Genomic DNA, 15,068 nt, shown 5'->3' on the forward strand with positions numbered 1-15,068 from the left:
TTTGACCAAATATATCACGATTTTGATATTAACCATCCGATTCTTGAACATCATCACCAATCTATGGAAACGATTACATTAATAATGATATAAAAGGAGAATCTGATATGGAACGTGAACGATTACGGGAAGACCGGATTCACGGCAATGCCATGTATCCCGTCAGTGTGTACCCGGATATTCAGCAACTGAACGGAGATAGCATTCTGGATTGCCACTGGCATGATGAGATGGAGTTCACCATGGTTACCAAAGGCTGCGCGGTCTTTCAGATTGATATGAACACCGTTGAAGTTCAAGCTGGAGAAGCGATTTTCATCAATCGAGGCGAGATTCATGCAGGGTATCTGAAGGGCGATGTGCCCTGCGTATTCTCTTCCATTGTATTTAATCCCGAGCTGCTTGGCAGCCGCACCTTTGATACGGTCCAAGAGAAATTCATCGGTCCACTGGTACACAAAACGGTGATTCCCCCTTGTCATATCAAGGCAGATGAGGATTGGGGACAAGAAATTCTGGATCTCCTGAAACGTATATTTGCAGTCCATGCTAGCCGAACCGAAACGTGTGAAATGTCAACGAAAGCCTACCTGTACCTCATATTTGCCCGAATGTTCGAACACATGAGACCTGCTCCGCTCAAAGGCGCCGTAGCTACAGGGAGTCATGACAAGGTAGAGCGCCTGAAATCCGTGCTCAGTTATATCCACAAACGTTATCCTGAACCATTAAAGCTGAAAGAACTTGCTGATGAGGCCAATATGAGTGAAGGGCACTTCTGTCGTTTCTTCAAACAGATGGTGCAGAAAACCCCAGTTGATTACATTAACTATTACCGTGTTCAACAGGCCTGTGTTCAGCTTGAGAATACGGATCACAAAATTGTAGATATCGCACTGGATGTAGGTTTCGAGCATCTAAGCTACTTCATCACTACATTTAAAAAGCATAAAGCCACCACACCTTCACAGTATCGCAAAATGTTCTATGAGAACGTAGGAATGGAGTCTGCCCTGGTTCAGGTGTAAAAGAAGAAGGTGCTCACAGCTATTCAGCTGCAAACACCTTCTTTATCTTCTTTATCAACTTTCCTGGGAACGAGTGGGGTAACGATCTGATCTGAGCCACATTGTCTCAGTTAGAACTCATTTCATTGGCTGCTATCAGCCTTACGCTTTGAAGCTTAACAGTATCTCACTTTTTCAGTGTCTTCCATGAAGTGTATTCATGCACGGAGAAACCGTTAAAGGACGTATGGGATGAAGCCATTTTTTCGACCAACTTTAATTGTGCTTCCATATAAGCAGATCCCTCTTCATAAAAAGTAATGAAGTCGCCTTCCTTACTTTGCTTTGTTTCCACGGCGATTGAGATCGTCTTGCCAAGCAGAGCTGCTTCTGCAAGTTCATCCTTCGCTACACTATAGATTGCAGCAGCTGTATCGCGGTAAGCCATAATAGTGATGGAATCAAACTTGCGAATCATCCAGCTGCTTACGGCCATCGTTGAACCCGGAATTTTGTAGTTATCGAGCCAGAAAGGCAGATCAGCCGCTACCGGCATCTTCATCCGTGATGCTCGCTCAACAATATACTCCACATTTCCTTGCCACTGGGTAATTACACTGGCCTGATTGATTTTCCACTGTGGGTGCACATGTGGCTCAATATCCAGATGAATACCAGCAAACTTCTCATTAAGCAACGCCTGCGCCTGATATGCCTCGATCCAGTCCAGGAAAGATGCAATCTGCTCCCGACTTTCCGTCAAGCCCCAGGCTGATCTTCCATCCATGACGTCAACCGCAATGTTCTTGGCTCTCGCCTGACGGATAAAACTTTTATACTCAGGAATTTTTATATCCCGGTTCATCTGCAGATAGATCGTATTGATCTTGTTCGCTGTAGCGTAATTTAACACCTCTTGAGGATTGCTTCGAATCTGGGTTGTGTCCCACACCCACGTCGCTCTTACCGGCACAACAAGTTTTCCATGAATCGTTGCATAGCTGTCGACTGAACCATCCGCTATGGCTTTGGAAGAACAGGCTGTACTTGCACACAGGATCAAACAACTCAGTAATACGATAAAACGGTAACCCCTTTTGCTTTTCATATTTGTACACTCCCTCTGAAGTTATCAGCTCTGACGTGCAAATCTGGATGAAATTGTGTCGTTTCATATTCATTTAATGGATACTTATTAGGTACGACGAATTTGGATTGCTTTTATATGCAATATCATCTTTAAGACTTACGACGAAAGAATCATATAACTATATTTCGGGAATTCGTAGTTCTGTATGTATAGTTCAAAAGTCGCAATTATTCATTATTTTCAAATTCAATCCTTATTCCAGCATGACTTCAGTCATTATGGCCATATGTACACCAAGCTCCAGAAGACCTAGAAAGCGTTTTCTCTCAAAATACACCAAAAAACCGCCCTAAGGCGGCTTTATATGGAACCCTATTTAATGATGTCTAGTCGACATTTCCGTTCATTCATTACCCGATGGAGCTACAGGTGTATTATCAACCACTTCATCGAAAAGAGACACCAGTTCAATACCTTCTGCCGAGATCCGCACAAGCCCCTTGTCGGACAAACGTAATTCTGGAATCACAACCAGCGCGAGCAACGAAAGCGTCATGAACGCATTATTCAACGTACATCCTGCGGACTGTAAAGCTTCACTGACTGCTGCCGATTGGGCTGCAACGACTTCAAAAGATTCGGTTGACATCAAACCTGCAATCCGCAGCGGGAATTCGGTTCCCCCTGCTGCCGTTACCACGGCCACCCCGCCCTGCATACGAATGACGCGATTACCGGCTTCAGCCATTAACGCATCATCATTACCGATAATCAACAGGTTGTGACTATCATGAGCAACTGTCATCGCAATCGCTGCAGGTGATGTGAAGCCGATGCCTCCAACAAGCGCTACCGCTCGATTCCCGGTTTGTTTGTGACGCTCCAATACCGCAATTTTGCATATTTCCCCTGAAGTTGAAACTACAACCTTGCCGTTCTCTACGGTAACAGGCAGATGTTTCTCCTTTGTATCCACATGGTTCTCTGTCACATGAATGATTTTGGCACCAATCGTTCCCTCTGCAATCGGTGCAGCCAATTCCAGATCTTCTGGCTGAATATTAGCTTCTAACTTCACCGTGTTCAGCGCTTCCTCCGGGTAGGTGAAGTTGTCCCAGACCGCCGTCATTTTCCCATTCTCCGCTACAACTTGCCCGGCAGCAATCGTCATGCCTACACGTACATCCGCCAACCGACCGTCCAGCAGAATAATATCGGCTATATTGCCCGGAATGACCGCACCAATGTCGCGCGCAACTCCGAAGCGCTCAGCCGTGTTAATGGTTGCCATCTGGAAAGCCGTGACCGGCTTCACCCCTTGGGAGATTGCTAGACGAACAACAAAATCCATATGTCCTTCTTTGAGCAGCGACTCAGAGCTTCGGTCATCGGTCACCAGCATCATCCGGCGTGTATCCAGACCAAGCTCAGTGCAGGCTTTGATCGTCTCAGCCACATCATGCCATGCCGAACCTTGGCGCATCTTCGCGTACATTCCGAGTCGCAGACGTTCAACCACATCTTCCTTGGTCACACATTCATGATCCCCTGTAACACCACTCGCTGCGTAGGCTGGCAGACGCCAGTCATCTGCTGCCCAGGTGAAATGACCGTCTGCCACTTTACCTGCCCGGAGCGTTGCCTGTATCTCACCAATCATCGTCTCGTCCCCATAGACTACCCCAGGGAAGTTCATCACTTCACCAAGACCAATCATGTCCGGACCCCAGGAAAGAGCCTCAGCTACCTCTTCAGGTCCGATATAAGCACCTGTTGTCTCCAATCCTGGATGCGTGGAAGGCACACAGGAAGCCACCTGCATATAAGCAGCCATCGGTGTGGTCCGCGCTTCATCCAGCATCATTCTCAGACCTTTGAGACCAAGCACGTTAGAGATCTCATGTGGGTCAAAGAAACCTCCGGTCGTGCCTGAAGGCAATACCGCTCTCGCAAACTCGGTTACTTTCATCTGTGTACTTTCGATATGGCAGTGTCCATCCAGCAGACCAGGAGCGATATACTTACCGTTTGCTTCAATGATCCGGGTATGTTCTCCGATGGTGTGGCTTACATCTTTACCGACATAAGCGATTCGAGCTCCCTGTACAGCTATGGACATCCCAGGCAAAATCTCACCCGATATCACGTTTACCAGCGTACCTCCCCGAATGACCAAAGTCGCTGGCAAATCTCCCCGTGCTGTAGCGACCAGATCCGGTACACAATCGGCCATAAGTGGCCGTTCAAAAGATGATTTGTTCATTTTGTTGCCTCCTTTAATAAACGATCCAAAAAAAATATATTGTTACGATTATATGAGTCCGGACCTCATGTGTAAAGAAAAATCACATCCATTGTCCTTGAATACAAATTATCAAGTAATTTTTATCCACGGGACTCAATCCTTACGAATTCACGTCAAGTTTTTTTGTTCAATCCGATCACCTATACCTGAATGCAACCTCATCACGTATACTTCCCTCGCTAAGCTAGCTTCTTCCTGATATATGTATCATATACAGAAAAACTCCCGTTCCATTGAACGGAAGCCTTCTTCATGCATATGAAGTGTTATGTCAGTCCACTTGCACAGTAGACACCTTGCCAAGATCATACTGTTCTTCCGACTGGGCGGTAATGAACGGACTCGGTGTGCCCACGCAGTAAACGTGCAGCAGATGCATCGCTCGTGTGCAAGCCGTATAGAACAACTTGCGTTCATGCTCCTGAGCATACTGCTCCGCAGAGCCGTCATAGATCAGGACAGCATCGAATTCCACACCTTTGGCCAGATACGCCGGAATGACATGAACACCCTGCTCAAAAGCCAGCGTCGTTTTCTTGATTAACTTCGGTGCTGTGGGCAGCGCCTTGCTCAATGCAGCATGTACGTCTCTGCTCTCTTCGGCGGTTTTGCAGATAACTGCAACCGATTCGTACCCTTCCTTAATCAAGTGCTTGAGGTCTGTCGTGATGACATTCATATGACGCTCTGAATCAGAAGAAACGATCACTTTAGGTTTCTCACCGCTGCGGTTAAATGGAATAATCTCTTCCCCACCAGGCACCATGCCACGTGTAAACTCTACGATCTCCCGGGTAGATCGATAACTTCTGGTAAGCTCAATGACCTCTGTATTGTCTGGACCGTACAGGTTAGTCAAAGGTCCTGTTCCACTAAGTACTGAAGAGTGGGCATAGATTGCCTGATTAAAGTCACCAAGTGCTGTTATTTTCGCCCGTGGGAACAATCTCTTCATAAATGCCAACTGAAACGCAGAATAGTCCTGGGCTTCATCAATGATGACATGACGAATATTCGAGTTAATATGGAATCCAAGCATAAGCTCACGCAAGTACAAGTATGGCGTAATATCTTCATATGCCAACTCCTGAAGCTTCAATCGGCGTAAGGTCATTTTACAGATTTCATCCCATTGAGCAGGCAGCGCTTCGTCACCCAGCAATCGCTCCATCTGAGCCTCATCGTTGAACAGATGTGCATATAATTGTCTTATATCAACAAATCGTAAGGACTTGATCCATTTCCGCAATGGTTTGAGTCGGTCACTGACCACCATACGTGCCAGAATTTCTCTTTCCTGCTCGAAGTCATTAAACGTATGGGTCTTTCCTTTTTGCTTGCGCTTCAACCGTTGATACGCACGTTGCAGATCCTCCGGCTCCATCAGATCAAGCTGCTGATCAACCCAAGGCGCATCCAGTTCACCTTTACCAAAGGCAGACAGTTCTTTCAGCATCCAGTCCCGTAACATCTCCAGTCGACTCACCAGCTTAACGGACGACTCGAAGCTGTAGAACTTCTCAGCCATAGCCTCTGACGTGACAATCGCTCGGCCCTGGAAGCGAACCGGCTTGAATTTCATACCACCTGATAACATACTTTCCTTATAACGTGTAATCACCTTGAGGAAAGTTTCGGAGGACTTGAAGCGAATGCTGGACATGCGAACATCGTAATCGGGATCTTCCGTCCCCGTAAGTACATATTCGAGTTGAATAAACGGATCTTCCAATTGATATTCACGACCCAACCGGCGCTCCAGATACTCCTGGAAGGTCGTTTGCAACATGTTCTCCTCCCCAAGCTCAGGCAGTACCGTGGAGACATAACTGTTGAACATTGGATTTGGTGAAAAAAGAACCATCTGATCCGCTTGCAGATGCTCGCGGTATTTATAGAGAAGATATGCCACACGCTGGAGCGCCGCGGATGTTTTGCCACTGCCGGCTGCGCCTTGCACAATGAGCATACGTGTCCGGTCATTACGGATAATCCGGTTTTGCTCCTTCTGTATAGTCGCTACAATACTCTTCATCTGTGCATCCGAAGTTCGGCTTAGCACGGCCTGCAACAACTCATCGCCAATCGTAACCCCCGTGTCAAACATAAACCGGATACGTCCGTCCCGAATGACAAACTGCCGCTTCATCTCTATGTCACCACTGATCTCCCCGCTTGGTGTCTGGTACGTAATTGGGCCTGGGGCTCCGTCATAATACAGGTTAGAGATCGGCGCACGCCAGTCGTAGACCAGAAAGGATTCTTCCTTCTCATCCAGCAACGATGCAATACCTAGATAAATGCGTTCTGCATTTGGATACCCGTCTTCCTTAAAATCAATGCGGCCAAAATACGGTGAATGATGCAGTCGTTTCATTTTGTCCAACGCAGCCGCTGTATTTAGATGGCTACGCTCCCGATCGGACAGTACCTGTGACTGCTGCCGCATGCTGGTTGATGTCTCTCCGACATCGTCCGCTTCACTGAAGTTCATCGTAACTTCGTCCCAGAAGTCTTTTCTCATGCCAACCACTTCGTCACGGAAGGAACCAACTTCATCTTCTAACGTTGTAATCTTGCGTTCAATCTGATCGGTCACCGTGTTGACCCGTTGTTGTTCTTCACTCCACTGCTGCTCTGTACTCATATGTTAATAGCCCCTCTTTCCCCGGATTGTGTCCTCAAAATCCCATTTGACAAGCCCGAAAAGGCAATGGTATAATTATTAGAAAGTAAACATTTTAATTATATGTTAATTAGTTCTAATTTTCTGAAAACCATTTTTTATTGTACCAGTGACAACGTCCCGATGCAAGCGGAGGCGTTTTTTGTTGTTTTCTTCTTCATTATTACCCAATCACCATGTCCTCAACTGACTTGGCTACTCCTGCCTACTTTCGTAATTCTTCAATCGTCTCTTTCCAGCGTGTAATTGCTCCAAGTTCATCTTTTAATTGAAAGGTTATTCCTGAAGTGATCTCCGCATATGGCGCGTGATCCACACGTACTTGGAGCACTTGTGCTTCAAAACGATCTCTTGGATGAACAGCCCCCTTCATCTCAGGCAGCCGTTCTACTTCTATACGGATATGCAACAATCGATGTCCTTGAACCGCAATCAAGGTAGCCTTGCCTGTTTTGCTCATGTTCATACTGGTCTGTGTACCTTGCCATAAAGCAAATCTAAGCTGATGCGGATTTATCGCAATCACTTCCCCCATACTGATCATCGCCTGATGCGGCCACTGATCCTCAGATACGGTCAGCAGTTGCATGGCTTCATGCTGTTTATGCTCCAGATTTGTCCCACTCAACCATTCCATTAGTTCAGCGTCCAATTCCTCTATAATCATGTCTCTATCCCTCAGTTCGTTAATATTCATTCATGCCCTTCAGCCATATGTATAACAAAACAACCCGGACACGATTGTCCGGGCTATGTTGTAACTACATTGTATATGATCGCCAATCAGGTGCGCAATCCGCACTTAGAGAGGTTGTTCAAAAAGTCTACTTTTGATTACGAATCATGCCTAACGGCATCATCAGCATCGAATATGAAATTCAGCCGAAATGTCCGTTGCTCACGTAGTTTTCCTACGCTCCGCTACTCCATTTCTATCTTCATTCCATCTTCTCGGTACTGAAAACCAGACTTTTTGAACTTGAATTTAAGGCCACTTAAGCCAATTCAAAATTTTGTCCTGTGATTCTTTGTCTTCACTGGCGCTATGCACATGTTCGGCAAGTCGATTTAGACGTTCCAACTGATATCCATAATCATAAATCGCAGCAGCCACGATGGACAATCGTAACATCCCTTCCTTGTCGATATCAAACTGGGTGATCGCCTGCTCCATGAAACGGTCATTATCCAATACAAACTGTGCGGCCTCTTCCCCATTAGGTTTCAGCTTATCCTCGAACTTGAGCAGTGCATGCTCATGGAATTTGATAACCAGTTCAAGATGTGAGTCAAAAAACTGATCCATGGCCGTTGTCCGCGGCGCCTGGAAATAGTGGCGTTCCACCGAATCCAGCACCTCATACCCTTTTTGCAGACTCAGCAGCATCTGTTTGTAAACCACCATCTGCCGGGTTTCGCTGAATTTTGAACGCTTCATCTTCTTCTGTTCCTCTTCGAACAAGTTATACTTGTCAGACAGAGACTTAATGGAACCGCCCAGGTTGCTTTTCTCCTCCCGGAATACAACTTCCTTGATCTCATCCGAGATTGAAGTTCGCAGAAGCAACGACATACCGCTGAATACACTATGGATCTGCTTCACGAACTGAACCTTTGGTTTCGGAGGAAATACCGTAATGTTGATGAGAAACGCCGATACAATACCCACCAGTGTCAACAGAAAACGATTGAGTGCAAAATGCCAGTCACCCGAGGCTTCCATAATGGATACGACCGTGACCAGTGTCAGGCCAACCGTCTCACCCATATTCAATTTAAGACAAATCATGATGACAAGTACAATAATTAATCCAACAGCGATTGGCTCATTGGACAACACCATGCCTCCCACCAGGGCCACAATAGCTCCGAGTGTGGTCGTTTGCAATTGATCCAGGAAGTATTTCCAGGAACGATAGATGGAAGGCTGCATGGCGAATATTGCCGCGATTGCGGCAGGCACGGGAGATTGCGGGTTCAAGAACAGGCTGCTAAGGTACAAGGCGAGCGTAACCGCGATCCCCGTCTTAAGTACACGTGCACCAAACGACATGGTGGTGACCCCTCCTCTTTACCGAACCTGAGATTTTACATTTGATAATCATGTTCATTATTACCCCATATTTCTTTTTTGCCTGAATTCATTCAGGAGAACGATTTATTGTACCATGTAAGGTCTTCCGTTGCCATGTCATAAGTCAGAGGTATTATGAAATTGATTTCTTTATGTATGTTAATACACATGATTAACCCAAAAAGAAGCAAATCTTCAAAATGGATTTTCGCCACTTCAAAGATTCGCCTCTGTTACTTATGATACCTCTGTGGAATGCTCATGCTTATTAACCCTGCCTCTAACGGTCTGTGCCCTCCCATTCCCTTTTGAACTGGTCCACAAACTGCACCATATAATCATGACGCTGCTCCGCCAGCTCCTTGCCATAGGAGGTATTCATCAGATCCTTGAGCTTGAACAACTTCTCGTAAAAGTGATTTATCGTTGTGCTGCGCCCATTGCGATATTCCTCACGGGTCATCTGCTCCCGTGGGGGAAGGGACGGATCGTACATCTCGCGCCCTCTGGCGCCTGAAAAGGCAAAGGTTCGCGCGATCCCAATCGCACCCAGTGCATCCAGACGATCTGCATCCTGTACAACCTGTGCTTCAAGCGAACTGACCGCAGGACGCTGGCCTCCCGCATATGAGATGGTGCTAATAATACCCACAACCTTGTTACGTATATTCGGGTCAAGAGGCTGGGTATCCAGCCAGTCATTCAGTTTGGCCATCCCGGCTTCCAAGCTCTCATTCAGCTTCTCATCCGGTACATCATGTAATAATGCAGCCAGTTCGCAGACAAATGGATCTGCACCCATGCGGTGAGCGAGTTCAACCGCAAGTGCGGTTACCCGTTCAATGTGCGGCCAGTCATGACCATCACTATGCTTGGATGAGTCCCCTTGAACAAAAGATCGGGCGGCGCGCAGAACAGCCTCTCCTGCCGTTATTCCATCTATATTATGCATGTGCCCTAATTCTTGCAGATTCCCACCAGGTTGAAGAGGGTTCTCTGACATCTTACGATTCCCCGCCTTCACGGGCCTGTTCACGAGGAATACGTCGAGCTACACCCGTCTTAATAGCTGCATCAATTACGCGACTGCGCATCGATTTGACTACTTTATCATTGAACACACTCGGAATAATATAATAGCGTGTACGCTCTTCGTCCGTAATGGCCGAAGCAATCGCTTGAGCGGCTGCCAGCTTCATTTCTTCATTAATTTCGGTGGCTCGGCAATCCAGAACTGCCCTGAAGATGCCCGGGAAACATAACACGTTGTTGATCTGATTCGGATAATCAGATCGTCCTGTTGCCATTACAGCCACAATGTCTTCCACCAAGGCAGGCATAATCTCAGGTACCGGGTTTGCCATTGCAAACACGATTGGATCTTCTGCCATGGTCTGTACATCTTCGCGAGTTAACAGATTCCCGCGGGACAGGCCAATGAATACATCGGCTCCACGAATGACATCACGCAGCGAGCCAGTCTCCAGTTCGGGATTAGTACGAGCTGCATAATCACTCCAGACTTCATTCTCATAGGTTTGTGTCCGTACAATTGCACCCTCACGATCGACACCTATAAGCCGGCTGGCTCCAGCGGACAATAATATATTGCTGCATGCTACACCTGCTGCACCGATACCACAGACCACAATCTTCACATCTTCAATGGACTTGCCCACCAGTTTGAGCGCATTGATCAGACCTGCATATAACACAACCGCTGTGCCATGCTGGTCATCATGAAATACAGGAATGTCCAATTCCTCATTCAGACGACGTTCAATTTCAAAACAACGCGGTGACGAGATATCCTCCAGATTAATGCCGCCAAAACCAGGTGATATCGCTTTCACAGTACGTATGATTTCCTCGGTATCCTGTGTGTCCAGGCAGATTGGGAAAGCATCCACACCAGCAAACTGTTTGAATAACATCGCTTTACCTTCCATGACAGGCATCGCTGCACGAGGCCCAATATTACCAAGCCCAAGCACCGCACTACCATCAGATACGACGGCCACTGTATTCCGTTTAATTGTCAATGAGAAGGCTTTGCCGGGTTCTTCTGCAATGGCCGAACATACCCGAGCCACATCCGGGGTATACACACGCGACAGGTCTTCCCGATTCTGAATCGGGGTCTTCGGTGTAACTTCGATCTTGCCGCCCAGATGAAGCAGGAAAGTCCGATCCGATACATTAATAATGGACACACCTTTAAGCTGGCGCACCCCTTCTATAATTTTACTGTTATCTTGTGCATCTGTAACTGCGACCGTCAAGTCGCGCACGCTTACATCCTGATTGGTGGAAATCACGTCGATGGCAATGATGTCTCCCCCAGCTTCCGAGATGGCCGAAGCCACTTCGCCAAACTTGATATCCTTAGTTGTCATTTCCAGTCGAATAATAATGCTGTTACCATCCAGATTTCTTTGATTCATTTCCATTCCTCCCAGACTGAAAGTCTTGAGTTACATGTTACGTGTTTGTCTTCGCTACGCGGACACGTTTATCCTTTATCTTGTCCAGAAAAAGTGGTTCAACAGCCAACTGCATAAATTAAAAAAGATGCCCTGAACACCAATGCAGGCGTTCAGGGCACTCTTTGTCTATCCTAACTCCGTTTATAAAGTAAGGATGAACCTATATTATTTCCGGGCAGCCGGTCTGCGCAGAACACAAATGTCGTATGGCTTCAAGCTGAGACTTGCTTCCACAGCATCACCACTGAGCAGATCGGTATAGGATTGTCCATCTAGTTCAACCAGCTTCTCATCTGGTGTGTAGTTCTGTACAAACACATAATCAGCCGTACCATCTGTACGCGTATGTGCCGTTGTTCCGGCAGGCAGCTCGGTTTCAAGTCCACGCTCAATGTTCAGGTCAGCGATTAGTTTCGCATAGAAATCATCATAGAATGGTGCTTTCAGCCGTGTCGCTAGATAATATGCTTTTCCTGAACCTAACTGGTTAACCGTCAATGCCGGGCGTCCAGCATAGAAGTCAGAACGGTACGTAGCCAGGGACTTCGCGCCTTCCAGATGAATCAGATCACACAGTTCAATTGCATCATATGCTGTATTGAGCTGAAGCTCATTGCCCTTCTCCGGAATGATTCCGTTCAGATCACGATCATGCAACCCGTCAATTTCCTCGGACCAGATCCCAAGTGTTTTACGCAGTGGGCCTGGGAATCCACCCAGGAAACACAGATCGTTTTCGTTAACAATACCAGACCAGTAAGTTGCTACAAACGTACCACCTTGTTCTACAAACTTCTCAATACGTTCCCCGACACCTTCACGTACCAGATAGAGCATTGGCGCAATCAGCAGCTTGTACTTGGACAGATCTGCATCCATATCAATAACGTCTACAGCGACTCCCTTTTTCCAAAACGCTTCATAATGCTCTTCCACCGTCTGCTCATACTTCACACCGATATTGCGTGGACCTTGGGAATCATTAACGGCCCAGCGGTTTTCCCAATCAAAAATGATTGCAACTTCTGCCGGAACCGCTGTTCCTACTATGGCTTCCATGCCTTCAAGAGCCGTTCCTACGTCGGTGACATCTTGGAACACTCGAGTGTGTTCCGTTCCTACGTGGTCTACCACCGCACCATGAAGTTTCTCACTGGACCCCCGGCTTTTTCTCCACTGGAAGTACTGAACACTATCGGAACCGTGTGCCACAGCCTGGAGAGAAGAGAGCAGATGCATGCCCGGTTTTTTCAGCTTGCTGACATCTTGCCAATTCGTCGAACTTGGAGTACTCTCCATCAGCAAGAACGGCTGACCGCCTTTGATGGAACGAACGATATCATGCATCATTGCGATCCGGGATGCCTGTTTCGCGTCGTCATCTGCATCATGCCAAGTCGGATAACTGTCCCAAGAGAGGAAATCCAGAATATCAGCGAACTTCCAATAGTTCAGACCGCCATAAAATTCCATCAGGTTCGTTGTGACTGGCAGATCAGGATTCTGAGCTTTCAATGGTTTTGTTTCATGCACGATAAAATCAGCTGTCTGATCCGTAACGAAACGGCGCCAGTCGAGATTCATTGCGTGTACCTGTGTCTCACCGTGTGGAGCCGGAGATTCCACTTGACTCCAGTCTGTAACCGTATGGCTCCAGAATGTGGTCCACCACGAATGATTCAGTTCATCGAGTGTTTTATACTTCTTCTGAACCCAACCACGGAATGCTTCCTGACAATAATCACAATGACAGTCTCCGCCGAACTCGTTCGAGATATGCCAGCCGATTACAGCCGGATGATCCGAATAACGTTCTGCCAGTTTTGTGTTAATCGCAGTAACCTTCTCACGGTATACCGGGGAAGTATAACAATGGTTGTGACGGAAACCATGCAGATTGCGGACACGCTTCTCGGATACACGGAGCACTTCCGGGTACTTCGCGGACATCCAAGCAGGTCTGGCACCACTTGGTGTAGCGAGGAATGCATAGATACCGTTTGCTGCAAAACGATCCAAAACCTGATCCAGCCATTCAAACGTGTATACACCCTCTTCCGGCTCAAGGGACACCCACGAGAAGATACCAATGGACATCACGTTACACTTGGCAAGCTTCATCAAGCGAATATCTTCTTCCAGAACTTCAGGATAGCGGAGCCATTGCTCCGGGTTATAGTCTGCGCCATGCAACATGTGCGGGGCTTTGGAACTTACAGGTGGAAATTTGTATGTCATAAGGACAACTCCCTTGCTTTAATTACTGTTTTTTTAGTTTATATACGATAACAACGACTTCACAGAACGATACGTATTACGCTAGATTACACATATGTCACGACATCTGATTCTTCAACAGCAGCAAGTGCTGTAAACGATTCCAACTTGCGACCTTTAAAATCAAACATGGTGAGGTTGCCCCAGTTATTCGGATGACCGACGGACCATTCTTCTTTACTTGGTATCCAGGCAGGTTCCCAATAATAGAATCCGTGCCCCAAACCACTAGGAACTTCGCGAATAATCTGCAATAGATCCTTCAGATATTTGGTCTGTCCCTCTACACTTGCAGGGTATCCTGGTAACAACATATCTTCCTGATTCAAAATCCATTCAATGCCTTCCGGCTGCTCCAGCGTCCATGGATAAGCGGTTTCAACTACATTGATAGGTTTGCCATAACGCTCAGCCAGATCATGAAGATTGTCACGTAACGCATCGAGTGTTCCATGCCACCAAGGGTAATACGAGAGACCAATGATATCAAACTCCACACCCAGTGCTTCAAAGCGATCGTAAAACTTGCGGCTCTCGGCGTTATCTCCACCACGATCAATATGTATCATAATCTGAATATCCGCGTCAACGGATTTGACCGCAGCAATTCCGTACTTCACAAGGCCTGCAAAACGCTCCCACTGTTCATCCGTATCATGCTCTTCTCCACCTACACGTCCCTCATTCCATAACATGCCTGGTGTAATCTCGTTGCCCACCTGCACCATGTCCGGAAGCGCATCGTGTTCCTTCAACGTTCTCAGAACGTCAGCCGTATACATGCATACCGCACGTTGAAGCTCTTCATAGGACAGGTGCTCCCATGCTTTCGGCTTCCATTGATTGGCTGGATCAGCCCAGCGATCAGAATAATGGAAATCAAGCAAAAATTTCAAGCCCTGTTCCTTGATCCGTTTGGCTACCTCCACCGTCCGCTCCAGATTGCAGAATCCACCAACAGGATCATTCCAGATTCGAAGTCTTATCGCGTTAGCGTCATTAATCTTCAGGATGGACAGCAAGTCTTGTTCCTTGCCATCCACATCACTATAACTCCCGCCATGCTGTTCGATTTCATCCATAAAGGACACATCCATTCCCAGAATGAATGTCTTTTCCGTCAAGTTGCTCACTGTATCAACC

General features: G+C 47.0%; 10 protein-coding genes. 1 reads left to right on the forward strand and 9 read right to left on the reverse strand.

Features of this window, described 5'->3' with window-relative positions; translation table 11 throughout:
* Positions 1 to 107 precede the first annotated feature (107 nt).
* A complete protein-coding gene (locus D829_RS0112750) occupies positions 108 to 1,028 on the forward strand; it encodes an AraC family transcriptional regulator (RefSeq protein ID WP_017689286.1) in 921 nt (306 codons plus the stop codon).
* Positions 1,029 to 1,194: 166 nt separating this feature from the next.
* Here D829_RS0112750 and D829_RS0112755 read toward each other — a convergent pair whose 3' ends face one another.
* From D829_RS0112755 to D829_RS0112795, 9 genes are all read right to left on the reverse strand, one after another.
* Complete coding sequence (locus D829_RS0112755) at positions 1,195 to 2,115, reverse strand: hypothetical protein (RefSeq protein ID WP_017689287.1); 921 nt, start codon at positions 2,113 to 2,115, stop codon at positions 1,195 to 1,197.
* A 385-nt stretch (positions 2,116 to 2,500) separates the two neighbouring features.
* On the reverse strand, positions 2,501 to 4,360 hold the full coding sequence (locus D829_RS0112760) for an adenine deaminase C-terminal domain-containing protein (protein ID WP_017689288.1): 1,860 nt from the start codon (positions 4,358 to 4,360) through the stop codon (positions 2,501 to 2,503).
* Positions 4,361 to 4,673: 313 nt separating this feature from the next.
* Positions 4,674 to 7,049 carry an RNA polymerase recycling motor HelD gene (gene helD, locus D829_RS0112765; protein WP_017689289.1) on the reverse strand — a complete coding sequence of 792 codons (2,376 nt, stop codon included), beginning with the start codon at positions 7,047 to 7,049 and terminating at the stop codon, positions 4,674 to 4,676.
* 244 nt (positions 7,050 to 7,293) lie between these two features.
* The gene (locus D829_RS0112770) at positions 7,294 to 7,785 is read right to left on the reverse strand and encodes a hypothetical protein (protein WP_017689290.1); all 492 of its coding nucleotides are present in this window, start codon (positions 7,783 to 7,785) and stop codon (positions 7,294 to 7,296) included.
* Positions 7,786 to 8,073: 288 nt separating this feature from the next.
* Complete coding sequence (locus tag D829_RS0112775) at positions 8,074 to 9,141, reverse strand: aromatic acid exporter family protein (RefSeq protein WP_017689291.1); 1,068 nt, start codon at positions 9,139 to 9,141, stop codon at positions 8,074 to 8,076.
* Between the two features lie 301 nt (positions 9,142 to 9,442).
* Positions 9,443 to 10,165, reverse strand: a complete 723-nt coding sequence (locus tag D829_RS0112780; RefSeq protein WP_017689292.1) for an HD domain-containing protein — start codon at positions 10,163 to 10,165, stop codon at positions 9,443 to 9,445.
* 1 nt (position 10,166) lies between these two features.
* Positions 10,167 to 11,606: an NAD-dependent malic enzyme gene (locus tag D829_RS0112785; protein WP_017689293.1), complete on the reverse strand. Its 1,440-nt coding sequence runs from the start codon at positions 11,604 to 11,606 to the stop codon at positions 10,167 to 10,169.
* Between the two features lie 207 nt (positions 11,607 to 11,813).
* Complete coding sequence (locus D829_RS0112790; protein ID WP_017689294.1) at positions 11,814 to 13,886, reverse strand: beta-galactosidase; 2,073 nt, start codon at positions 13,884 to 13,886, stop codon at positions 11,814 to 11,816.
* Positions 13,887 to 13,972: 86 nt separating this feature from the next.
* The gene (locus D829_RS0112795; RefSeq protein WP_017689295.1) at positions 13,973 to 15,058 is read right to left on the reverse strand and encodes an arabinogalactan endo-1,4-beta-galactosidase; all 1,086 of its coding nucleotides are present in this window, start codon (positions 15,056 to 15,058) and stop codon (positions 13,973 to 13,975) included.
* Positions 15,059 to 15,068: the final 10 nt, after the last annotated feature.

It is taken from the genome of Paenibacillus sp. PAMC 26794, assembly GCF_000316035.1.
Taxonomy (GTDB): domain Bacteria; phylum Bacillota; class Bacilli; order Paenibacillales; family Paenibacillaceae; genus Paenibacillus.

Coding starts and splice junctions, on each gene's coding strand:
- D829_RS0112750 (WP_017689286.1), top strand. CDS start 108: ATGGAACGTGAACGATTACGGGAAGACCGGATTCACGGCAATGCCATG.
- D829_RS0112755 (WP_017689287.1), bottom strand. CDS start 2,115: ATGAAAAGCAAAAGGGGTTACCGTTTTATCGTATTACTGAGTTGTTTG.
- D829_RS0112760 (WP_017689288.1), bottom strand. CDS start 4,360: ATGAACAAATCATCTTTTGAACGGCCACTTATGGCCGATTGTGTACCG.
- helD (WP_017689289.1), bottom strand. CDS start 7,049: ATGAGTACAGAGCAGCAGTGGAGTGAAGAACAACAACGGGTCAACACG.
- D829_RS0112770 (WP_017689290.1), bottom strand. CDS start 7,785: ATGAATATTAACGAACTGAGGGATAGAGACATGATTATAGAGGAATTG.
- D829_RS0112775 (WP_017689291.1), bottom strand. CDS start 9,141: ATGTCGTTTGGTGCACGTGTACTTAAGACGGGGATCGCGGTTACGCTC.
- D829_RS0112780 (WP_017689292.1), bottom strand. CDS start 10,165: ATGTCAGAGAACCCTCTTCAACCTGGTGGGAATCTGCAAGAATTAGGG.
- D829_RS0112785 (WP_017689293.1), bottom strand. CDS start 11,606: ATGAATCAAAGAAATCTGGATGGTAACAGCATTATTATTCGACTGGAA.
- D829_RS0112790 (WP_017689294.1), bottom strand. CDS start 13,886: ATGACATACAAATTTCCACCTGTAAGTTCCAAAGCCCCGCACATGTTG.